Origin of the sequence: Salinibacillus xinjiangensis, from assembly GCF_009649735.1 — a bacterium.
Taxonomy (GTDB): Bacteria; Bacillota; Bacilli; order Bacillales; family Alkalibacillaceae; genus Salinibacillus; species Salinibacillus xinjiangensis.
Genome location: NZ_WJNH01000002.1, coordinates 423838 through 444562, shown reverse-complemented (window position 1 = coordinate 444562; position 20725 = coordinate 423838). Strand labels below are relative to the sequence as shown.

At 37.5% G+C, this 20725-nt stretch carries 26 protein-coding genes, 1 pseudogene and 1 riboswitch; of the genes and pseudogenes, 15 read left to right on the top strand and 12 right to left on the bottom strand.

The features are described 5' to 3' along the window. Positions 1-54: 54 nt before the first annotated feature. The 7 genes from GH754_RS04965 (at position 55) to GH754_RS04935 (ending at position 3888) form a co-directional block, all read left to right on the top strand. Entirely contained in the window at positions 55-507 is a 453-nt protein-coding gene (locus GH754_RS04965; RefSeq protein WP_153727608.1) for a DUF2269 family protein, read from the top strand. A gap of 155 nt (positions 508-662) precedes the next feature. After that, positions 663-1256 (top strand): histidine phosphatase family protein, encoded by a 594-nt coding sequence (locus GH754_RS04960; protein ID WP_228550129.1) that lies wholly within the window; start codon positions 663-665, stop codon positions 1254-1256. Between the two features lie 181 nt (positions 1257-1437). Next, a complete protein-coding gene (locus tag GH754_RS04955) occupies positions 1438-1629 on the top strand; it encodes a hypothetical protein (protein ID WP_153727606.1) in 192 nt (63 codons plus the stop codon). A gap of 212 nt (positions 1630-1841) precedes the next feature. Further along, positions 1842-2195 (top strand): VOC family protein, encoded by a 354-nt coding sequence (locus GH754_RS04950; RefSeq protein WP_153727605.1) that lies wholly within the window; start codon positions 1842-1844, stop codon positions 2193-2195. 2 nt (positions 2196-2197) lie between these two features. Next, positions 2198-2722: an AAA family ATPase gene (locus GH754_RS04945; protein WP_153727604.1), complete on the top strand. Its 525-nt coding sequence runs from the start codon at positions 2198-2200 to the stop codon at positions 2720-2722. Position 2723: 1 nt separating this feature from the next. After that, entirely contained in the window at positions 2724-3188 is a 465-nt protein-coding gene (locus GH754_RS04940) for a GNAT family N-acetyltransferase (RefSeq protein WP_153727603.1), read from the top strand. A gap of 16 nt (positions 3189-3204) precedes the next feature. Then, positions 3205-3888, top strand: coding sequence for a DNA alkylation repair protein (locus GH754_RS04935; protein WP_153727602.1), 684 nt, complete (start codon positions 3205-3207; stop codon positions 3886-3888). Here the strand turns inward: GH754_RS04935 and GH754_RS04930 are convergent. Continuing rightward, the gene (locus GH754_RS04930) at positions 3885-4241 is read right to left on the bottom strand and encodes a nuclear transport factor 2 family protein (protein ID WP_153727601.1); all 357 of its coding nucleotides are present in this window, start codon (positions 4239-4241) and stop codon (positions 3885-3887) included. The two genes, GH754_RS04935 and GH754_RS04930, sit on opposite strands and share 4 nt — an antisense overlap. 52 nt (positions 4242-4293) lie before the next feature. Beyond that, entirely contained in the window at positions 4294-5466 is a 1173-nt protein-coding gene (locus GH754_RS04925; protein WP_153727600.1) for a PstS family phosphate ABC transporter substrate-binding protein, read from the bottom strand. Between the two features lie 168 nt (positions 5467-5634). Here GH754_RS04925 and GH754_RS04920 point away from each other — a divergent pair, with 168 nt between their 5' ends. The 4 genes from GH754_RS04920 (at position 5635) to GH754_RS04905 (ending at position 8339) form a co-directional block, all read left to right on the top strand. Further along, positions 5635-6924, top strand: a complete 1290-nt coding sequence (locus GH754_RS04920; RefSeq protein WP_153727599.1) for an alpha/beta hydrolase family protein — start codon at positions 5635-5637, stop codon at positions 6922-6924. A gap of 86 nt (positions 6925-7010) precedes the next feature. Then, positions 7011-7292 (top strand): DUF6958 family protein, encoded by a 282-nt coding sequence (locus tag GH754_RS04915; RefSeq protein ID WP_153727598.1) that lies wholly within the window; start codon positions 7011-7013, stop codon positions 7290-7292. A gap of 10 nt (positions 7293-7302) precedes the next feature. Continuing rightward, positions 7303-7632 carry a hypothetical protein gene (locus tag GH754_RS04910; RefSeq protein WP_153727597.1) on the top strand — a complete coding sequence of 110 codons (330 nt, stop codon included), beginning with the start codon at positions 7303-7305 and terminating at the stop codon, positions 7630-7632. Positions 7633-7970: 338 nt separating this feature from the next. Next, positions 7971-8339, top strand: coding sequence for a carboxymuconolactone decarboxylase family protein (locus GH754_RS04905; protein WP_153727596.1), 369 nt, complete (start codon positions 7971-7973; stop codon positions 8337-8339). Positions 8340-8389: 50 nt separating this feature from the next. Here the strand turns inward: GH754_RS04905 and GH754_RS04900 are convergent, their stop codons facing one another. The 5 genes from GH754_RS04900 to GH754_RS04880 all read right to left on the bottom strand — a co-directional run bounded on the left by GH754_RS04900 (position 8390) and on the right by GH754_RS04880 (position 13570). Beyond that, entirely contained in the window at positions 8390-9397 is a 1008-nt protein-coding gene (locus GH754_RS04900; protein WP_153727595.1) for a DUF3231 family protein, read from the bottom strand. A 117-nt stretch (positions 9398-9514) separates the two neighbouring features. Continuing rightward, positions 9515-10510 carry a zinc-binding dehydrogenase gene (locus tag GH754_RS04895; RefSeq protein WP_153727594.1) on the bottom strand — a complete coding sequence of 332 codons (996 nt, stop codon included), beginning with the start codon at positions 10508-10510 and terminating at the stop codon, positions 9515-9517. Further along, a complete protein-coding gene (locus tag GH754_RS04890; protein WP_153727593.1) occupies positions 10507-11463 on the bottom strand; it encodes an ArsA family ATPase in 957 nt (318 codons plus the stop codon). Before GH754_RS04890 ends, GH754_RS04895 begins: the two co-directional genes overlap by 4 nt. Before the next feature lie 25 nt (positions 11464-11488). Then, positions 11489-11746: a cory-CC-star protein gene (locus tag GH754_RS04885; RefSeq protein ID WP_323741867.1), complete on the bottom strand. Its 258-nt coding sequence runs from the start codon at positions 11744-11746 to the stop codon at positions 11489-11491. Between the two features lie 87 nt (positions 11747-11833). Then, positions 11834-13570, bottom strand: coding sequence for a carbon starvation CstA family protein (locus GH754_RS04880; RefSeq protein WP_153727591.1), 1737 nt, complete (start codon positions 13568-13570; stop codon positions 11834-11836). A gap of 271 nt (positions 13571-13841) precedes the next feature. Here GH754_RS04880 and GH754_RS04875 point away from each other — a divergent pair, with 271 nt between their 5' ends. After that, positions 13842-13940 carry a YjcZ family sporulation protein gene (locus GH754_RS04875; RefSeq protein ID WP_153727590.1) on the top strand — a complete coding sequence of 33 codons (99 nt, stop codon included), beginning with the start codon at positions 13842-13844 and terminating at the stop codon, positions 13938-13940. 70 nt (positions 13941-14010) lie between these two features. Here the strand turns inward: GH754_RS04875 and GH754_RS04870 are convergent, their stop codons facing one another. Next, positions 14011-14223, bottom strand: a complete 213-nt coding sequence (locus tag GH754_RS04870; protein WP_153727589.1) for a methionine aminopeptidase — start codon at positions 14221-14223, stop codon at positions 14011-14013. A 164-nt stretch (positions 14224-14387) separates the two neighbouring features. Between GH754_RS04870 and GH754_RS04865 the strand changes: the two genes are divergently transcribed. Next, positions 14388-14600: a heavy-metal-associated domain-containing protein gene (locus tag GH754_RS04865; RefSeq protein ID WP_153727588.1), complete on the top strand. Its 213-nt coding sequence runs from the start codon at positions 14388-14390 to the stop codon at positions 14598-14600. Between the two features lie 99 nt (positions 14601-14699). On the opposite strand, the gene GH754_RS04860 is transcribed toward GH754_RS04865, so the two are convergent. Beyond that, positions 14700-14870 (bottom strand): hypothetical protein, encoded by a 171-nt coding sequence (locus tag GH754_RS04860; RefSeq protein ID WP_228550127.1) that lies wholly within the window; start codon positions 14868-14870, stop codon positions 14700-14702. Positions 14871-15030: 160 nt separating this feature from the next. Here GH754_RS04860 and GH754_RS04855 point away from each other — a divergent pair, with 160 nt between their 5' ends. Then, on the top strand, positions 15031-15456 hold the full coding sequence (locus GH754_RS04855) for an OsmC family protein (RefSeq protein ID WP_153727586.1): 426 nt from the start codon (positions 15031-15033) through the stop codon (positions 15454-15456). Positions 15457-15503: 47 nt separating this feature from the next. Here the strand turns inward: GH754_RS04855 and GH754_RS04850 are convergent, their stop codons facing one another. Together GH754_RS04850 and GH754_RS04845 are read right to left on the bottom strand one after the other, a co-directional pair. Further along, the gene (locus tag GH754_RS04850; RefSeq protein ID WP_153727585.1) at positions 15504-16799 is read right to left on the bottom strand and encodes an NCS2 family permease; all 1296 of its coding nucleotides are present in this window, start codon (positions 16797-16799) and stop codon (positions 15504-15506) included. Between the two features lie 168 nt (positions 16800-16967). Continuing rightward, positions 16968-17068, bottom strand: a riboswitch (purine riboswitch). 112 nt (positions 17069-17180) lie between these two features. Then, positions 17181-19187 (bottom strand): bifunctional diguanylate cyclase/phosphodiesterase, encoded by a 2007-nt coding sequence (locus GH754_RS04845; protein ID WP_153727584.1) that lies wholly within the window; start codon positions 19185-19187, stop codon positions 17181-17183. A 378-nt stretch (positions 19188-19565) separates the two neighbouring features. On the opposite strand from GH754_RS04845, the pseudogene GH754_RS04840 reads away from it, so the two are divergent. Beyond that, positions 19566-19994 (top strand): annotated as a pseudogene (locus tag GH754_RS04840) (DUF1259 domain-containing protein); the annotation flags it as partial. Positions 19995-20061: 67 nt separating this feature from the next. Here GH754_RS04840 and GH754_RS04835 read toward each other — a convergent pair. Beyond that, entirely contained in the window at positions 20062-20622 is a 561-nt protein-coding gene (locus tag GH754_RS04835) for a tyrosine-type recombinase/integrase (RefSeq protein ID WP_228550126.1), read from the bottom strand. Positions 20623-20725 lie beyond the last annotated feature (103 nt).

The following is a 20725-nucleotide window of genomic DNA, read 5'->3' as shown; positions in this document are numbered from 1 at the left end:
CCTAGTTAAGATAGGATAAATACAGTTAAAGATTTTATATTGGAGGCAGACATCATGTCATTCTATATGTTGCTCGTTACCGTACATATTTTTTCGGCCATTCTTGGAATGGGACCAGGGTTTGTAATGATTTCCGTCGTATCCAAGGCAAAGACCATGTCAGAATTAAGAACAGCCTATGCGATCAGAAATCGACTCCATAGTTATGTCATGGTTGGAGGGACTCTATTATTAATTACAGGTTTATGGATGGGATTCTTAAACCCATCATTATTCAAAACCGGGTGGTATGTGGTCAGTTTAACACTCTTTTTAATCGCTTTGGCTTTTGGACCACTATTATTGTCTCCTAAATCCAAGCCGATCAAGAAGCTTCTACAATCCTATGATGGTGACGAAATCCCAGACGAATACTATCAATTGGAGAAAAAATTATTCTTATATGAAAAGCTAGAAAACACGATATTTTTAATTATCATCGGGTTGATGATTATTAAACCATTTTAACCAACCTGGAACCCTGTCTGTTAAGCAGGATTCCAGGTTTTCTTTTAAAATAGTGTATTTCTTTACTGTATTTGTCCACTCAAAACCCTTCCTCTTACATAGTGTATTGGTAAGAAAAAAATAGTGGATTCATAGTGTGTAGGAGGAGTATGGTTATGATTGGTGTAATTCGACACGGGAGAACCAATTGGAATGAAAAAGGTAGACTTCAAGGGTTAACAGATATCCCACTCAATGAAGAAGGACGAAAACAAGCCGAACGTTTAGCTACTCGTTTCCATGAGGAAAAATGGGATTTAATAGTAAGTAGTCCACTATCTCGTGCTTATGATACTGCTAATGCTGTAGCGAAACGTTTGAATATCCCCCTTATTACAGATGAAAGATTAGTAGAAAGAGGGTTTGGAAAAGCTGAAGGAACAACAGAAGAAAAACGAGTTCGCCTTTGGGGTAAGGATTGGAGAAGTCTTGAATTAGGCATCGAGCCTCAAGAAGTAGTTATGCAAAGAAGCCTAGAATGTGTAGAAGAAATGAGTAGCGAGCATCAAGGAAAGGGTGTTTTATTCGTAAGCCATGGGAATACAATCAATCAGCTGGTGAAAGGCTTACTAAAGGATCCATCCTTTGACGAGAAATTAAACAATACGTCTGTATCGTTATTTAGAAAAGAAGAGGACGGCTGGGTGTGTAAGCTATTAAACTGTACAAAGCATTTAGAGGTAGTAGAAACTAATGCATCAACGCACTAATGTTAACCCTACATTGTTTCATTTAATTTTTGCCCACTATATTAGGGACATATGTTTTGGTCTATTAATCATGGCGCGGGGATTTCCGCGCCTTTTTGTGCCATATAAGGGTAGAATTAGAATTTCCTACTGTCGGTCAATATACTAGTCTAGTAAAACAACATAAAGAGGGTAATTGCGAGTGAACAAAACAAAAGGAATCATCTTCGTGCTATTAGGAGCAGGAAGCTTTGGATTTACGCCTGTTTTTGTGAAAACTGGATTTGGATACAGCTATTCGTTAGGGCAAATCAACATTTTTGCAAATGATGATTATTGCTTTTTTATTTTGTGGGGAATTGCAATATCAAGCGGCCTAATATTCAACCACTAACGGTAAAAAACGTAGTAAAAATTATGGTAACGGGTACTTTTGTGAGATTAACCAGTATTTGGAAATACCTTATTGAGAAGAACTAGGCTTCACTTAATCAAACGTCGTTATCAATAGCTACGGGTTTGCAAGAATTTAGAAAATTCATTATAATAGGAACACACGTTTATAGTGCAACGTGTGTTCTTATTTTTTATGGATGGAGGTATTCTATGAAAACGAAATTACATCATGTGCGTGTGAATGTTTCAGATTTAAATCGATCTATTAAATGGTATGAGGAAGTATTAGGATTGAAAGTTACAGCCTCATGGCCACCTGATAAGCCTAATTATGTTCATTTTGAATCGGAAGCAGGAGCCACTTTTGCCATTATGGAAGAGAAGGAGGATAAAGTACCTTCTAATGGGCGATTTAACTTTACAGTAAAAAATGTAGAGAAGCTTTGGGAATCATTAAAGGATAAGGTAGATGTTGTGGAGGAGCTATTTGATACTCCTTATGGTACTACTAAATTCACAATTCGTGACCTGGATGGTAATGAGCTAGGATTTGTGAAGGAATAACAATGGTGCCAAACAAAATTCATATAATTGGGTCTGTAGGTAGTGGTAAAACAACGCTGGCTAAAAAAATATCAAATCAGTATAATATCCCCTTCTTTGAGCTTGATAATGTTGTTTGGGAAAGGCATGCATCAGGTGATATCCGTCGAAGTGAAGTAGCGAGAAAAGAGTATTTAAGTACCATTACCCAAACAAAAAAGTGGATAATAGAAGGAGTTCATAATGAAGAATGGGTTACAAACAGTTTTCGTGAAGCAGATATCATTATTTTCTTAGATCCCAAATATTCAGTTAGAACAAGGCGAATTATAAAACGTTTTTTCAAGCAAAAGCTGGGGTTTGAAGAGTCAAACTATAAACCAACATTTAAAATCTTTTTTAAAATGTTTAAGTGGAATCGATACTTTGAAGAAATAGGAAAACCAAACTTTTTTAGCAAATATGAGGTATATAGAGGAAAAATAATCATTGTCAGACATAAGGGAGAAATAGAAAACTATTTAGATGAGAGGGAGACTGATTTCTAGCATGCTAAAATATGTGCCGATTGATATAGACAAGCATAAAGCAGACGTACTCCGTTTTCGAAAAGATTCCTTTGTCGTTAGTTTTGGAGACGATTCAGGATTTGACCAGGAAGGTTATTTGGATTGGTTACAGAGTAAAACAGAACAATTTCCTAATGGGTTTGTGATGGTTGAGAAAGACGGAGAAAGGGTAGGCCAGCTAGAATTATCGATTCGAGAATACGATGGAAAGGATATAGGTTATGTGCACTTGTATTATTTAATTCCTGAGAAACGTGGGAAAAGTCTAGGGAAAGAACTACACGATTATGCTGTTCGTTTTTTCACCTCTCATCAAGTTACAGAATTCCATCTTCGCGTATCCCCGATGAATAAAGCTGCTCATAGATTTTATCAGAAACTCGGAATGATAAAGGTAGGGCCGGAGCTAAATGGTAAGGTCATTCGCATGAAAGAAAATATTTAGTCAAAAGGAGTCAAACATGTCTACACAAATAGATTTACTTGTTCAGTTATTCGAAGAGAATCGGAATGAGGAAAATACCATACCGATGCAAAAATATATGAGAGATCAGTTTCCCTTTTTTGGTATCAAAACACCTCTTAGAAGTGAGCTCCTCAAGAAGTTTTATCAAGAAACAGGCATACATAAAGAACCATTTCAGAAGGATTTTGTATTAGCTTTATGGGAGAAGGATGAACGAGAATTCCAAGCAGTAGCAGTTGATTATGTCGTTAGATTTAAAAAGAAGCTTGAGCAAGATGACCTCAAGCTTATGGAATATTTAATTACTACAAAGTCCTGGTGGGATACGGTTGATGCAATCGCACAGCATCCAGTAGGTACGATAGCCTGTAACTTTCCAGCTGTCATTCCGTCTGTCATTGAAAAGTGGGCTTATGGAGATAACCTGTGGCTGAGACGGTCGGCAATCATTTTCCAATTAAAGTATAAGGAAAATACTAATGAAGAGCTCCTTTATCGGTATATCAAAGCAAATGCTAACAGCAAGGAGTTCTTCATCCAAAAGGGGATTGGCTGGGCATTAAGAGAATATTCCAAAACCAATCCTGATTCCGTTCAAGCCTTTATCGCTGAAAATGAGCTAGCTAAATTGAGTGTGCGTGAAGGCAGTAAGTATTTGAACAAAAGGAATAACGTTTAAGGTGTTTTAGTTCCTTGATGGAAGTACATTTGCCAATAACCCTCTGAGTTCTTTTTCCAAATCGAACTTCGGAGGGAGTGTTTTTGATGATTAATTGTGACAGTGTAGGTTACAAGCACAACATCAGATGCTAGTTTCTTTAGGTTAAGATTTGTTAGTTCCATTTCGACGCTTGTTTCAGCTGGTAGTCTGTCTAAAATATCCTGTTTGGTAAAAATCCTTCCTGAGCTCCCAAATTCCGTGAAGTCATTGGAGAGTAATTGCGTTAATTCCTCTGTTGATTTTCGCACTTCAGGTTGTAACAATTTTTTCTCTAGCGCTTCAATATGTGAACTTAAATTGGAAGCTACCATATACTCACCATCCTTATATGTATAGTTAACCATTTGGGCTCTTTTTCTGTTGTTATTTAAGCGAGACATAACCGGTTTTTTCAATAATTTTTTGTCCCTGCTCTGACAAAATCCATTCTATAAACGGTTCAATATTTTGGTTACCACTTCCAGCAGTGATGGCATAAAACTCAGATGACATGGGATAATCCCCATTTCGTATCGTTTCTTTGGTTGGTGCAACTCCGTTAATTTTTAAATGCTTAATGGCATCATTTTGGACCATATCCATTGAGAAATAGCGGAACGAATAACCAATTGCATTAGGGTAATTTCGGTAGTTTGATGTCTGCTCAATAATTCCTCCCATACCTGCAACGACATCCTCTTTAGGAGGCTCCATTAATGGAATATCGCCCATCACATTTTCAAGGGCGGTTTGACTTCCGCTGTCATCTGGGCGTTGAAAGGCACGAATCTCATCATCCTCGCCACCAACTTCACTCCAGTTCGTAGTATTCCCAGCATATATATTTTGGATTTCCTCTATCGTGAGCCCTTCTACCGGATTTTCAGCATTTACGAAAAAGACAAACGCTTCACGGCCTATCGGAGTAAGCTCAAGCTCCACTCCTTTTTGTTCAGCATGGGCCAGCTGACGCTCAGAAGGTCCAGCCGCAAAAATGATATCGACTTTGCCATTAATTAAATTCTGATAGGCATTAGGTGTCTTGGTGACCAAAACATCGCTTTCACTTTGATCGTATAAATCATATTCTTTTTCCGGATATGTCGCTTGAACAAAAGCTGAATAAACGGGATAAAGTGCTGTTGCCCCATCTAACTGTGGTAAAGGCTCATCCAGTTTTAAAGTGGATTTTTCATCTAATGAAACAGCCTTTGAGTTTTCCGTAAATGGCTGGTACTGATAAAGATCAACCTCTGAATCATCTAGCGTTTCAAAACTGTTGTGATAGGCATTAATCCCTTCATATATCACGATGGCTGCCAAGCATAGTGATAAGAAGCTGATAACGGCTAGCTTCAATGGGCGTCCTTTTAAAAATTTAAAAAATCCGTTACACAATATAAATAAGATTCCAGCTGTAATGACAATCACTAGAGGGGTATAAAATTTGACTAACCCCATTAGCCCAGTAAAAACAACTCCAATAAACCCTATAAAAATAATGGGGAGACTGGCTAGTAAAAATAATAGTAAATTAGCGAAAAAACCTCTTTCCATTGTTCATCCTCCTGGCGTTATTCATTATTCATTATTTATTATTTCGACAAAAACAGCACATTACCTTTTATGGAAGATGAGTAAAATTTTTGAAACCCTGCTCTGTTTAATGCGTATGACTAAGAGGAAACATAATTTAAGGATTGTTCTATATAGGAGGTCAATTATATGACAAGTTTGATCAAAAAGGTAGGTATCATTTTGGTCGTATTATTCATGATGTCTGCTTGCTCAAATAATGAAAATGAAGATAAAGCCAAAGAGTTAGAGGGTACTTGGAATGGTCAGATTGAGGTTCCTAAACAGCCGCTACCTATTACTATATCCTTTGTGAATGAGAATAAATGGACCGCCACCATTAGCATCCCTGCACAAGGATTAAGCGATTATCCATTAACCAACGTAAATATAGGAGAACCAGACTTATATTTTCAATTAAAAATTCAGGGGCAGATGATGACCTTTGATGGGGAAAGAAAGGAAAATAAAATAGAAGGAATCTTTACTCAGGGTGGTCAATCCGTTCCGTTTACACTGAATAAATCTAAGGATAGAGGTGAGGACAAAAAAGAGGAGGAAGAAGAATTTTTAAGTGTTGAGACAGATGAAGTAACGATGAAGGGAGAAATTGAAATTCCGGATGGGGATGGGCCCTATCCAGTAGTGGTAATCATTCCAGGTTCTGGACCGACCAATCGAGATGGTAATACGCCAACCGTTCCCGGCAAGAACAATAGTTTGAAGATGTTAGCTGAGGGACTGGCTAGTAATGGGATTGCAAGTCTTCGTTATGACAAGCGAGGAGTAGGTAAAAATCAGGCTGCCATGATTCCAGAGGAGGATATTCGGTTTGATCAATTTGTAGAGGATGCAAAGGCTTGGGTTCAACGTCTAGCAGAAGATGAGCGGTTTAGTCAGGTAGGTGTAATCGGTCATAGTCAAGGGTCCCTTGTTGGAATGCTGGCAGCCCAAGAGTCTGAGGCAAGTACATTCGTATCGATTTCAGGTGCTAGTCGTTCTATTGATCAAGTCCTTTATGATCAGCTTAAGGATGGCTTGCCAGAGGAATTGTTAGATGAAGCGGAGACCATTTTAGCTCAGTTGAAAAAAGGAGAACGGGTGGATGAGGTTTCTCCTGAGCTCCAAACCACTTTCCGTCCGTCGATTCAAGCCTTTATGTCCTCCTGGATGCAGTACAACCCTGCAGAGGAGATTCAACAATTAGATATACCTGTTCTCATTATAAACGGCGAGAATGACCTTCAAGTTCCTGCAAGTGAAGCTAAGAAGCTTAAAGAAGCTAAGAAAGATGCCAAACTGTTACTTTTGGAAAAGATGAACCATGTGTTAAAGGATGCGCCGGCTGATCAAGCAGGAAACATGGAGACCTATTCGAATCCAGATATACCGTTATCAGAGGGGTTAATTGAGGGCATAACAAACTTTTTGAGGAAATAAAATAAGGAAAATCATACCAAAAGCCTATACATCTAAGTTATAATAGATGTGTAGGCTTTTGAGTAAGGAAAAGGAGTAGAAATTTTATGAGCGATACGATGAAATTACTGCATCCAGAAGAAAAACAAGGTGCGACCATTCGAGTAGATAAATATGAAGTGATTAAGGATGAAATCTTGAAAATCGTGAAACAAAACGGTGAGATAGCCTATAAAGAACTAACGAATGTCGTGAAAGAAAATTTAGCGGAAACATTTGAAGGCTCCATTACTTGGTATGTAACAGCAGTTAAGCTTGATTTAGAAGCAAGAGGAATTTTAGAGAGATTTAAATCTGGGGGATTGCAGCATCTAAAATTAGTAGACTAGGGGGAGTGTCATGACCTTTTTGTTTGTCCTATTTGCGGCTATTGGTCTAGGATTGGCGATTTTAGCATTTGTAGAGTCTAAAACAAGTATGTTTTGGCTCGCTGGACTTTTTATGTATATTGTAAGCTTTTTAGGTGCATTTTCCATTGGACTTTATTTACTTGTTTTTACTGCTGCTTTTTGGACGATTGCTTTGGCGAAGTCGGTTGGATGGTTAAAACGTAATGGACAATATGTGGTTTTTGGTAGTATTGGTATTTTGATTTGGTTTGTGTCTATTACGATTTTGGATGATTACTGGCTGTATCTACCTTTTGCATTGTTAGATTCTTTTTTGTAAATCGTTTGTAAAAAGGCGGCGTGGAACCTTTCTATGCCGCCTTTTTTATAGGGATTCAAGTAGAACTTCTTTTCCTGACAAATGGTATAAAAACTCTTGAGCAGATCGTGCACAACGCTCAAAATCCTCATCCTAAGGCATCATATCCACCTTTAAAGCATCCAGTGGAAGTAGAGCATCATCTCCTTATGACTAACCATTTAAAAACTTTAACACTTTAGAGAAATGGGGGACAGTCCCTCGTTGCTTTAGAGTGGTAAAGGAAGTTGGGTGCATGATTATGATGGAAATTCGGTAAGCTAACAGTGTGGTAAATACTTACATAAGAGGTGATATGGATGGATATGCATGAGCATGATATGAGTTATATTGAAGAGGCCATTGTGGATTATAAGGAGGGGGCGACAAGATTTCAAGATAGGCTCCCTGAAATGACTAAAGGATTTTTTGATTTTACTGATGCCTGTTTTAAGGAAGGGGCAATTTCCCAAAAGCATAAGCAGCTAATGGCACTTGGCATTGCTATTTATGCGCAGGATGAATACTGCATTATGTACCATGCAAAAGGGGCCGTTGAGCACGGGGCATCAGAAGAAGAAGTGATGGAAGCCATTGCTGTTACGACAGCCCTAGGCGGAGGAGCAGCATTCTCACAAGGTGTCACACTAGCAATGGAAACCTTTGATCATTATCACATGAAGCATTAGTAAAAGGGCCAACACAACTTGTGTTGGCCCTTTCTAGTTCCTCAATTAAGTTATTTTTCCTTCATCAGCTTATCCCGATCAACATTCATAGGGGGCTCTTCAAACCATCCGTTTTTAATCATAATGTTCGCACAATCCTCACTGAATTTCAGGAGCTCACTAATTAAGCGTGTATATTGGGTACCCAGGTCTCTTCGTGCTGATACGCTTAAAGCAGCTCCATAAAAAGCAATTGCAGCCTGAGTGGATAAATGAAGTTGATACATAATGTATTTATCAGAGAATATGGATTCGGTTGTATTGGTCACATGAGATTGCCAGGACATTGGCGAATTTAACTTCTCTTCCCGAAATATGCCCCGAAAGATCTCGGTATGTTTTGAGGTGATGCGAATGCCGCGCTCACAGATTTGGCGTACCTCTTTACTAGACGCTACTTGTCCAAACCCTACCTTTAAGGCTATATGCAAGTTCATTTTATTCATATTAAAAGTAATATTCCCAATTTCTAGAGCGGTTAGTGGACGTCTGTCACCGAACCAACCTGCTAAAAAACCTTGATCTTGAACAAAGGAGACTTTTCCTGATGGATTTAATACAGGTGGTCGAGTATATATACCTTTTGTAAGCATGGCAGCTATAACTTCATTATAGAGATTAAGTGCCTCTTGATTGCATTTTATAAAGTAATTACGTAGATCTTCTCGAATGGAGTTGCCCACCGATAAACCGTATGCTGTTAAGCCATGTAAGGACATAATATATAGGTAGTTTAGATAAAACGGATCTTGAAAAAGACGGTCCGCTTGCTTTTTAACATCTTCTTCGGTGAAACCCTTGGGGATAGGAAATTTCTCCTGCTCTAAAAACCTTCCCGATTCGACTAGATGTTGTTCAGATAAAGTGGACGCTTTATCATATACTGAGCGAATGTCGTCATCCTCTAAATGTTCTAATGCATAGTTAAAAAAACAAAGATTCATGGAATCAAACATATATTGTGTCCAAAGATTTGAAATTTCGGAAGCGGTAAGTCTCGTGTTGTGATTTGTTTCCAAGCTACACTCCCCCTAAAAAAAGTTTTGTTTACTTATTTTTTATAACTTGTAATGTTTTATGTAAGAAAAAGGGGAAAATAAAAACTGTAGGCCTTTGAGAGCTTACAGTTCTTGGTATTATTCAACAATTTCAATAGCAATCTTACCAAAATTTTTAGAGTCACGGAGGTAAGGGAAAGCTTCATCGTACTCAGAAAGCTTAAACACTCGGTCCACAACTGGTTTAATATTGTGTGTTTCGATAAAGCCGAGCATTTCCTTATATTCTTCATGACTTCCCATTGTTGAACCTAATAAGTTAAATTGGCCATAGAAGAATTGACGGATATCCATCTCAATCTCATCCTCTGTTGTGGCCCCGAATGTTACAATGGTGCCACCTCTACGAATGATATGGAGAGATTTGTTCATGGTTGCACGACCAATAGTTTCAATGAGCAAATCGACTTTTTCATTTTTCAATTCCTGATTCCAATCCGACTGTGTAGGGATAACCACGTCTGCCCCTAACTCCAAGGCCTTTTGACGTTTTTCCTCACTTCTAGAGGTAACAATCACCCGTGCACCGACAGCTTTAGCAAATAACATCACGAAGGTTAGTACTCCACTGCCAATACCAGGGAGCATGACGGTATCGCCCTTTTTCAATTGCCCTCTTGTAAATAACGCTCGATAACCAGTAAGGGCCGCGAGTGAGAGAACTCCAGCTTCATTCCAAGATAAATGTTTAGGCTTTTTTTCTACGTTTTCAGCAGAAATGACCACATATTCTGCAAAGGTTCCGTGATCAGGATTACACATAATTTCAAAGCCTTCAGGGGGGGCGTCACTGTTTTCCTTCCAGCCTAAACCAGGGTTAATTACGACTTCGTCACCAACAGAGAGACCATTCACATCCTCACCAACTTCTTCAATGATCCCTGCACCGTCTGATCCCATAATAAGTGGGGGAAGCTCTGTTCCGTGTTTTTGTGTCACAATTAAATCGCGGCGATTCATTCCACCGGTCTTCATTTTTATTTTTACCTGCTGTGCAGATACTTTTGGTTCCTCCATCTCTTGTAATGCCAAGCCTTGAAGTCCTGCTTTTTCCTTATGTACAATTGCTTTCATACTTTTGTTTCCTCCCTTAGTTCTTGCCAAAGTTGATCAGCAAAAATAGATAGTTTTTCCATATTAGAAACGTCTTCCTCAAATAAGGGGACATGGATTAGCGCTTGTTTTGGAAAGGTTCTCTCAATTTGCTGAAGGTAATCCTGCTCCTGTGTACGCCTTTTTTGAAGAAATTCGCCATCCGCATGGGCTGGCAGCACCTTATTAACAATAAGAGTTTTAATATGTAAATGGTACTTATCCAGCTGTTTAACAGCACCTGCTGTTTCCATGATTGGTAGACGCTCAGGAATTAACACAAAGGTAAATCCTGTTCGAGATCCATCCAGTATAATCTCGCGCACAGAAGTGAATTTTTGCTTGCGTTTTTGCAAGACCTCATAAATCGGATCCTCGATAGGTTCTCCATCGTTAAGTAGCTGTGTATAATTATCATTGATTTTTTTCCTTCGTTCAATCATGCCATCAATCCACACACTCATCAATTCAGGCAGGGTTAATAGACGAATGGTGTGTCCAGTAGGCGCAGTATCAAAGATTATTTTATCAAAGTTTTCCGATTCATCTAAAATAATTGATACAATTCGATCAAACAAAGCCGCTTCATCTGCACCTGGGGAAGCACTTGCCATATCAATTTGTCGGTGAACTTCCTCCACCATCCTAGATTTCACTAAACCTTTTAAGTTATCTTTTACTGATTCAATATATCGTTTTGATTCGTGCTCCGGGTTAATTTCAATTCCCCATAACTGATCCGCAAGCTTCTTTTGTTGATGACCAATCTTGGTATGAAAAATATCACCTAAGTTATGTGCAGGGTCAGTAGAAACAATTAATGTTTTTTGTCCTGCTCGTGAAAAGGCTAGGGCGAGAGCGGCAGAGGAGGTTGACTTTCCTACTCCACCTTTACCTCCAACAAAAATAATTTGCTTATCATTTAAGTGATTCATGGCTTTTCCTCCCATCTTAATTCAATTAGCAACACCTGATTCCTTCGAGTGGGGATTTTTCCATTCCCATCCGCAAATGCCAATCGTGGAATTTTTCGATAATGTATGGATAAAGTTCAAGCGTATAGTAAAATGCTGGATTTGGAATTCCTAACATATCGGAATAAATCAGTAGTAGAAACAAATCATCTTCATCACGTAGCTCTCTTGCTACTTCCTGCTTGTGGGGGAGACTAAGAATTTCATCATAAAGCTCAAAAATTCTTTTCAATGATTTCAAAATTAAAACTCCTTTCAGAAATCTTTGAATCTAGCATATCATATCAAAAAGAAAAGCCGTACAACATTTTTGTACGGCTCCTTAATAACATCATTCATTAGAAATATTTTGATCGTCTTTTTTCCCTAAGACTGATATAGCTGTAAGTATAATCCAGAGAGCGAACACTAGAATAATGGCACCGAAGACGAATAATAACATATTTGCATCTGCATCGCCCATTCCTGACCACTCAAAGATAACTTGATCTGCCATAGCCCATAGCGTCATAAACATCAGAAAGACCATTGGGATGACGGCTGGTAGATAGTTTCGTCCTTGTCGCTTCAGCCAAATCGCTATGAGTAATAAACTGATACCAGCGAGTAGCTGATTGGACGTGCCAAATAGTGGCCATAGTAGATAACCACCTGAACCAAATCCTTTAGGCCCTTCTGGAATTAGCGTTAATGCGGCACTTGAAACTACAGCAACAGTAGTTGCAACGTGCATTTTTGTCAATGGACGTATTTTGTATTCTTCACCTAGTTCAGAAATAATATAGCGCATTAGTCGAACGGATGAATCGAGTGTTGTGGCGGCAAAGCTCACCACAATAACCGAAACAATTGTCGATGCTACCGAAGCTGGAATACCAATACCAGTCGCTAGCTGTGCAGCACCTGAGACAAAGTTACCTAAACCAGTAGCACTAGCATCCTGAAAACTGCTATAAGTAGCAGTGAAATCGCTTAATGTAGGGAAGAACGTAACAACAGCAATAATGGAAATCAGGGCAAGTGCACCTTCACCAACTGCTCCTAAATACCCTACAAACCGTGCATCAGTTTCTTTATTTAATTGCTTGGATGTCGTTCCGGATGAAACAAGACCATGGAAGCCGGAAATCGCACCACATGCAATGGTAATAAAGAGTAATGGGAACCAAGAGGTGTCTGCTCCAGGATTTGTAGTAGGTGCAGTAACTTCTGGGCTCGTAAATAGTAAACCAAGATATAGTATAGATAAACCTACTACGAGTTGATGAGAGTTAATGTAATCCCTTGGCTGTAATAGCTTCCAGACTGGAAGAGTTGAAGCAATATAAACATAAACCATCAAAATGATAATCCAAACGAAAAATGCCATAGATGTTGCATTCATGCCAAATAGAGTAGTGGCACCTTCACCACCAAAATATTCAACTAAATTAATTTGTAGGGCTGGAACATAGCTTGCAACTATTGCGGCAAGATACATCACAGCAAGAGCAACAAGCGAAGGAATAAGCATACTACCTTGTCGCTTATAAACTCTGTATCCGATCCAGATAGCGAGCGGAATCTGAATAAAGACTGATAATACACTTGCAGGGTTGGATATGAATAAGTTTGCAATCACCCATGCAAAAACAGCGTTTACCATTAAAACTAAAATTAGGATAATAAATAAGAACAAGATTTTCGCTCTTTGACCAATTAACTTATTCGCAAGCGTACCAACAGATTGTCCCTTATTTCGGACAGAAAGAACAATGGTTCCAAAATCATGTACACCTGCTGCAAAAATAGTACCTAATACGACCCATAAGATAGCAGGTAACCATCCCCAATAAACTGCAATGGCTGGTCCAAGAATAGGAGCTGCCCCTGCAACTGACGTAAAATGATGACCCCACAAGACAAATTTATTCGTTGGAACAAAATCAACTCCATCGTTATAACGATTAGCTGGAGTCACATAATTGGGGTCTAGCTGAAAGATTTTTTCGGCTAAATACTTTGAATAGAAACGATAACCTATAACGAAAATAATACCACCAAATATGGCTAACCAAATACCGCTCATTCTTTACCCTCCTTTAAAATTGTAGAAATATGATGAAAAAACTGGAAAAGCGCTTACAAGAAGATTCTACTATTTTTATATGATTTTGAAAAGACAAACATGTTAAAAAATTTAAAATATAGCGGTTGGATATAGTTTTGTGAGATTAATAGATAAAGCCCAAATTTTATTGTATAGAGAAATCTCCATAAGAGCCTATACAACGTGGAATACCCTTACATAAAGTGGTTAATGAAAGGTACCAATATTTCTTTTAAAGGAGGATTTGATTATGGGATACGGATATGGATATGGAGGCGGATTCGCGCTAATTGTAGTGCTGTTTATCCTATTAATCATTGTTGGAGCTTCTAGGGGCTACGGTTACTAAGTGATTTATAACAAATAAGCCCCCCTTGTCCGTTAAGGGGGGTACATAGGTAAGTGCTGAATTATTCCAATTAGGAAAACTGATTACGTTCCCAATCGGAATATAAGCCACTACCGTCGCAGCCAAAACAATCCATCGGCGGAATATAATAAGCTTCGCTGTGAGCAACCACATTAAATCCACGTCCCCCACAATCCGGACAAAAGCCTTTCGCTTCCATATCAGCACGTTTTTTTTCCTTCCTATTTTCTCTCCAATCACTGAAAGCATTGATTAATCCCATATTTACCACCACCTTGTCTAAAAATTTTTATATAGTATGTGGAAAAACAAGGATTTCTATACAATGGGCTTTTTCTTATTTTAGATATGATTCCATTATTTTTGGGCAATCTATAGGTTGAGGAGAATAATTACAAATTTATTATAGAAGGAAAGGGGTCTATGATGCCTCATAACACTCTATTCATAAAGGAAGCACATGGGCATGATAATATTCAAAAATTAGAATCGTTTTTGATGAATGTGCCTGGAATTGAACGAGTACTTGTAGATACGGACGATGGAGAAATAAAGGTTGAATATGATGATGATCAAATTGAGTTACAGGAGATCACGACAAATATAGAATCAGAAGGTTTCCATATTGAAATAAAATGAATAAAGAGTGTAGCCTAAAATAGGCTGCACTCTTTTTCATTACATAAGGGGAGATTCCCCCCAAGTATGTACATAGGGGAAATCACACCAAAGAACTATTTAGTTGTTGTTATTATTGTTGTTATTGTTACGGTTGTTGCGGTTTGCGAAATCGCGAGCATCGTTTTCATTTGCAAACTCAGTGTTCGCATCAACATTTAACTCATTGTTGTTATTGTTATTGTTGTTGTTGTTCTGATTGTTGCGATTTCTATTTCTGTTTTTGGTCACTTTAATCACCTCCTGAAATTTAACTTTCCCAAAATTAATAGTTCGATACGAGAGGCACAAAAGTAATTAAAAGTAAAATAATTCCAATTACTTACAGCATTTGTAGAGCAAGATATATTGGGGAATTTATAAAATAATAGACATGAAAGGGAAGGTGCTCATGAAAACAATGATCGATTGGTCAGAAAAAATGGCATTTTCAAGCGTTACCCCGTCTGGACATGATATATCCATGGATGCTTCAGAGGAGGTTGGAGGTACAAATAGTGGGGCACGACCCACTGAATTACTTCTTAATGCTGTTGCAGGCTGCACGGGGATTGATATGATTTCTATATTGAAAAAGATGAGATTAGAACCAACTTCCTTCCAAATGGAAGTAAAAGGGACGAGAGCAGAGGAACATCCGAAGAAATTTACAGACATCCACATCCATTATGCAGTGGATGGAAATTTACCAGAAGACAAAGTAGTAAGAGCCATTCAGCTATCCAAGGACAAATATTGTTCTGTATCGCACTCATTATCAGCAAATATAACGGCTAGCTACTCGATAAATGGTGAAGAAGGCACACAAGAGGTATAATCAAAAAGCCACCAAGCAATTGTGCAAGATGGCTTGGTGGCTTTCCTTTACGCAACAAAAATAAAATATAAGACAAAAAGAAATCCTAAAGCGTACATGATAGGGTGGATCTCTTTAAATCGTTTCTGAGCTATTAATGTAACAGGATATAATATAAATCCAAGAGCGATTCCAGTGGCAACACTTGATGTAAGTGGCATCATAATAATTGTTATAAAAGCAGGAATAACAATCTCAAGTTTGCTCCAATTGATTTTACTAATTTCCATTGCCATTAAACTCCCCACAATCATTAATGCAGGTGCTGTGACTTCTGATGTGATTACAGATAGGATAGGTGAGAAAAACAGCGCTACAGAAAAACAAGCTGCAATAATGATTGATGTAAATCCTGTCCGACCTCCAACGGCTATCCCAGCAGAAGATTCAACACTTGTAGCTGGTGTGGAAGTACCCAAAATAGCTCCAATTACACTTGATGATGAATCGGCTAACAGGGCCTTCCCAGCATTAGGGATTTTGTTATTTTTCATAATTTTAGCCTGACTCGCAATGGCGATTAACGTTCCAGCCGTATCAAAAAACGCTACAAATAAAAAAGTAAAAATAACAGATAACAATTCAGGTGTAAAAATGTCACCAATGTGGGAAAATACCACACCAAATGTCGGCTCTAAGCTAGGGACTTTACCAACAACGGAGGACGGCAGATTAATTAATCCCATCAGCATACCAATGATTGTAGTAATGACGATTCCATAAAATATTCCACCATGAATTCCACGAACAAGCATAGCAACTGTGATTATAAATCCAATCACAGCTAGTGCTGTTGTTGGAGTGGTTAGATTTCCGATTGAAACGATGGTATCAGGATTGGCTACGATGATATTAGCATTTTTTAACCCAATAAAGGCGATGAAAAAACCTATTCCAGATGCAATGGCATACTTTAAATCCTGTGGAATGGTATTGATTATTTTTTCGCGGATTTTTAGCAAGCTTAAAATAACAAATAAAATTCCCGCAATAAAAACGCCGGTCAAAGCTACAGGCCATTCAATCCCCATTCCTATACATACAGAAAAGGTGAAAAATGAATTTAAGCCCATACTTGGCGCGATTCCAATTGGATAATTAGCTAGGATTCCAATCAGTAAAGTTCCAATAATAGCAGTTAAAGCTGTTGCTGTAAATACAGCACCCTTCTCCATACCTGCTTGTCCTAAAATAATCGGATTGACAATTAATATATAGGCCATAGAAAGAAATGTCGTAATCCCAGCGAGGGTTTCTTGTTTATAGGATGTATTCCGGTCATGAAACTGAAAATATTCTCTCATGTTGTGATTCTCCTTGGTTATAATTTTCGTTCGTTTTAAGATATAGTATAAGTTTAGTGCGAATATATAAATAAAGCTACTGAATTTGACCTCTCCTGCGTTCGTTTAAACCAAAAAAACTTTGGCCGCTTCGACCAAAGTTTATCTACAGAAGAATTAGGAAAAAAAAGATATTTCACAAATCCTTGTAGACAAGCTATTTAAGGTAGCTGGTAGAAACGTCCAAGCCATATTCCTGGACTTATACAAGGTGATATTTATTTGTTAATGAGTATAATAGAAGAATCATAACAGGGGGAGAATAGACCGTCAATAGAATCAGAAAATGTTGATAGATTGTGTATGTTTAGAAAATTTCGTGTGAATAAAAAGAAGAAGAGACTAAACTCTCTCTTCCCGTTTGTAGAATCGATCATACCATGATTCAAATTCATGCATGGATAAGGGTTTCGTATAAAAATATCCTTGACCATAAACTCCCTTATCGAGTAGCAATTCTAATTGTTCAGCTGTTTCTACCCCCTCTACAACAACCTTAGCATCAAGCTTTTTACCGATTTCAATAATAGTTTCCAGTAGTGAATAAACTCGTTTGTTCTCTAAGGCGTCAATAAGAAAACTCTGGTCGATTTTTAACTCATCAATTTCAATATTTTTAATCATACTTAAAGAGGAATAACCGACTCCAAAATCGTCTAGCGATATTCCTACGCCTAACTCACGCAGTTCAATGATATTTTCCTTAGCATCCTCATAAAAGAGCAATGTAGATTCGGTTATTTCTAGGGTTAATAAGCTCGGGTCTATTTCTTCTTCATGAATAATGTTTTTTAATCGAATTATAAAATGGGGGTGCATCAGCTGCTTTGTCGAGATATTTACAGATATCGGGAAACGGGATAAGCCACGCTTTCGAAATTGTTTAATATCGCGACAGGATTGTCTAATTACCCATTCACCAATATTGATAATATGACCCGTCTCCTCTGCAATAGGGATAAATTCACCAGGACTAATGGGCCCGATGTCGGTCTTCCAACGAAGCAGGGCTTCAGCTCCGGCTAACTGTCCTGTTTCAAGATTGATTTGAGGATGATAATGTACGGATAGCTCTCGGTTATCAATCGCCTTGTACAGTCGAGTTTCAATCGTTAACCGCCGTTTAAGCTTTTGATTTAAATCATCATTATAGAATTGGTAATTATTTTTACCTCTTTCTTTAGCCAAGTACATCGCAAAATCTGCTTTTTCTATCAATGTTTCAGCATTATCTCCACTAGAAGGATAGATACTAATCCCAATACTAGGTGTGGAGAAAATTTCATTGCCATTAACAAAGTATGGTTTATTCATGTTCTCAATGATGCGTTCGGCAATTTCACCTACAGTTTCTTCATACGTATTCTCAAGAAGGACAATAAATTCATCTCCACCTTGTCTGGACACCACATCGTGATCTCGAATACAATCATGCAACCTGTTCGCAATCTGTACTAATAATTTATCTCCTGCATTATGACCAAGTGTGTCATTTACACGTTTAAAATTATCAAAGTCGATAAATAGAACGGCTAGAGATGTACCTGTTTGTTTCGCCGTTAAAATAGATTCATTCACGTAATGGCTAAATCCATTTCGATTGGGAAGTCCTGTTAAGAAGTCGTGATACGCCATCTTATTCATCTGTTCTTCTGCAAGTTTTTGACTTGTGATATCAAAAATGACTCCATCTACTTTCGTCACTTCTCCTTTTTTATTCACGCTTGGAGTGCCGCGATCCTCTACCCAACGAATATCCCCATCTTGACGAAAAATGCGGTAAACCTCTTTTGTTCTTTTTCCTAGCTCTTGTTTTTTCATGGCATGGAGTGAGATTTGTTTGTCTTTTGGGTGTATAGAATCGAACCATAGGCTTGGATTTTTATCAAATTCTTTTCTTGAAAGACCGTATATTTTAGCGCTACCTTCTGAAACTGTGACCTTATTTGTTTTTAAGTCTCGAGTCCAGTAAGTTATATCGTTATTATTAAGAATTTGATAAATTTTCGTCTCATTTGATTTTAACTTCCCTGCGAAATACCCAATTGAAATTGAAGTGACGAATCCAATTGAATTAATTATGAGAGCAGATGCCCATTCGTGAAAAGAGAGCTCAGAAAACGTTTGTAAGTCAACACTAATACGCACGGTTAAGATGACAATAAGAGCAAAAAGTCCACCTAAGAGACCTAAATAATAGGAAAATAGGGTTACAGATAGTAGGTTTAAAATCCAAAACAGTCCTATGTTGGTTGCGGTTTCTAAAAGATGAAAATAAATCGATAGACCTAGTATGATGCCGCTAATTAACCAGACTAAAAGAGGGATTTGCTTTAAATATGTATTCATGATGGCGTTCACCTAGCCTTCTAGCAATTTCATGTAGTGTTTTTTAATACTTTAAAAGTCTAACATGAAATGGGACTAAATGGCTATATGTGAAAACGTTTAATAAATTGAAAGTGGTAAATGAACCAAAAAAGGTGTAACAGAACACGTTACACCTTTTTTGTAAAGCTATGATAAACTGACGCTACAATATTATTTATTACCCGACTTTGCCTTCAATGAAACATAGAAAGGTTATAGTTTGTCAATATTAATAAACACCCCAAAACAAGTAAAAATATTTAAACTATATCCAAAAATAGACATTTGCCTCAGCCTTAACATTAATATAGACATACAATACAGCAATGATGAAATAATCTAAGGGAGGCATTTGTTTTGATAGAACAAGATATACAAACACTTTGTGATGAATTTGGGAGAATTCTTAATTCCACTTCAAGCTTTGATAATGGGGTTTGTTTAGCTACCCGTTCTAGAACAAATATCCGTCCAGTTGTATTGGGTAGAAGAGCAGATTCCTTTATGTATGTACCACAAGCATTTTCTTTCGAGAATTTGGATAGTGAGGGTAAAGCCCTTTGTCTTGGTGAGACTGTTATCCTTGAAAAAGAAATCAATCCGTTCTTGACTAAATTGAGAGAGCACGGAATTAAAGTTACAGCAATTCATAACCATTGGCTTTTTGATAAGCCACGTTTAATGTATATGCATTTTATTAAAATAGATAGGCCATTAAACTTTGCTAGGGATGTAAAGGATGCTTTAGAGGTTTTGACTGATAAAAAAGTACGCCCTTCATCTAAATAGGATCCTTAAAAAGTAAATTGGCAGGCCAATTTACTTTATCCTAAAAAACATCTTTTTCATTGTTTTATAAAAATAGATCTTCAATATTTTGATCTGAGAGATCTTCTTTGATTTCAATAAAGTTCATCGTAATGGAAATAGAGGAATGTCCAAATATCTGTTGTAAGGTCGCTAAATCCTTTGTTTTCTTGTAGTAATGATAACCAAATGTTTTTCGTAGGGTATTGGTCCCAATCGATTCACTTAACCCAATTTCTTTTGCAGCTTGTTTTAATATGTTCCATGCGGTTACTCGAGAAATGGGTTTATTTCCTTCTCTGGATGGAAATAAATAAAAACTATCATCCTTTCCTTTTGTATACTCCTCAACCTCCTGCTTTAAAGAAGGAGAAATCTTCACTCTTCTAATATTTCCGTTTCTATCGTGTATTTCAAGGTGAGAAGCATACTTTATATCCTTAACTTTTAATGGCAGGATATCAGAAATTTTTAACCCACTGTTTATTCCAAATGTAAAAAGAAATCCATTTCGTAAAGATTGTTGATATAAATAGTCTTTCATCTTTTTTATACTTTCAAATTCTCGAATTGGCATGGATTTGTTTGATTTATTATTTTTTGACATATAACTCTCTCCTGTATAGTTTAAATAAACATTAAAAAAGTTAAATTAATTTTATACATTAATAATTAAAGTCCATTATATCATAACTCGAGTAATTAAACGA

What these genes read in the sequence shown, in the direction of transcription:
- GH754_RS04965 (WP_153727608.1), top strand. Translation starts at nt 55, where the DNA reads ATGTCATTCTATATGTTGCTCGTTACCGTACATATTTTTTCGGCCATT.
- GH754_RS04960 (WP_228550129.1), top strand. Translation starts at nt 663, where the DNA reads ATGATTGGTGTAATTCGACACGGGAGAACCAATTGGAATGAAAAAGGT.
- GH754_RS04950 (WP_153727605.1), top strand. Translation starts at nt 1,842, where the DNA reads ATGAAAACGAAATTACATCATGTGCGTGTGAATGTTTCAGATTTAAAT.
- GH754_RS04945 (WP_153727604.1), top strand. Translation starts at nt 2,198, where the DNA reads ATGGTGCCAAACAAAATTCATATAATTGGGTCTGTAGGTAGTGGTAAA.
- GH754_RS04940 (WP_153727603.1), top strand. Translation starts at nt 2,724, where the DNA reads ATGCTAAAATATGTGCCGATTGATATAGACAAGCATAAAGCAGACGTA.
- GH754_RS04935 (WP_153727602.1), top strand. Translation starts at nt 3,205, where the DNA reads ATGTCTACACAAATAGATTTACTTGTTCAGTTATTCGAAGAGAATCGG.
- GH754_RS04930 (WP_153727601.1), bottom strand. Translation starts at nt 4,241, where the DNA reads ATGGTAGCTTCCAATTTAAGTTCACATATTGAAGCGCTAGAGAAAAAA.
- GH754_RS04925 (WP_153727600.1), bottom strand. Translation starts at nt 5,466, where the DNA reads ATGGAAAGAGGTTTTTTCGCTAATTTACTATTATTTTTACTAGCCAGT.
- GH754_RS04920 (WP_153727599.1), top strand. Translation starts at nt 5,635, where the DNA reads ATGACAAGTTTGATCAAAAAGGTAGGTATCATTTTGGTCGTATTATTC.
- GH754_RS04915 (WP_153727598.1), top strand. Translation starts at nt 7,011, where the DNA reads ATGAGCGATACGATGAAATTACTGCATCCAGAAGAAAAACAAGGTGCG.
- GH754_RS04910 (WP_153727597.1), top strand. Translation starts at nt 7,303, where the DNA reads ATGACCTTTTTGTTTGTCCTATTTGCGGCTATTGGTCTAGGATTGGCG.
- GH754_RS04905 (WP_153727596.1), top strand. Translation starts at nt 7,971, where the DNA reads ATGGATATGCATGAGCATGATATGAGTTATATTGAAGAGGCCATTGTG.
- GH754_RS04895 (WP_153727594.1), bottom strand. Translation starts at nt 10,510, where the DNA reads ATGAAAGCAATTGTACATAAGGAAAAAGCAGGACTTCAAGGCTTGGCA.
- GH754_RS04890 (WP_153727593.1), bottom strand. Translation starts at nt 11,463, where the DNA reads ATGAATCACTTAAATGATAAGCAAATTATTTTTGTTGGAGGTAAAGGT.
- GH754_RS04880 (WP_153727591.1), bottom strand. Translation starts at nt 13,570, where the DNA reads ATGAGCGGTATTTGGTTAGCCATATTTGGTGGTATTATTTTCGTTATA.
- GH754_RS04875 (WP_153727590.1), top strand. Translation starts at nt 13,842, where the DNA reads ATGGGATACGGATATGGATATGGAGGCGGATTCGCGCTAATTGTAGTG.
- GH754_RS04870 (WP_153727589.1), bottom strand. Translation starts at nt 14,223, where the DNA reads ATGGGATTAATCAATGCTTTCAGTGATTGGAGAGAAAATAGGAAGGAA.
- GH754_RS04865 (WP_153727588.1), top strand. Translation starts at nt 14,388, where the DNA reads ATGCCTCATAACACTCTATTCATAAAGGAAGCACATGGGCATGATAAT.
- GH754_RS04855 (WP_153727586.1), top strand. Translation starts at nt 15,031, where the DNA reads ATGAAAACAATGATCGATTGGTCAGAAAAAATGGCATTTTCAAGCGTT.
- GH754_RS04850 (WP_153727585.1), bottom strand. Translation starts at nt 16,799, where the DNA reads ATGAGAGAATATTTTCAGTTTCATGACCGGAATACATCCTATAAACAA.
- GH754_RS04845 (WP_153727584.1), bottom strand. Translation starts at nt 19,187, where the DNA reads ATGAATACATATTTAAAGCAAATCCCTCTTTTAGTCTGGTTAATTAGC.
- GH754_RS04835 (WP_228550126.1), bottom strand. Translation starts at nt 20,622, where the DNA reads ATGTCAAAAAATAATAAATCAAACAAATCCATGCCAATTCGAGAATTT.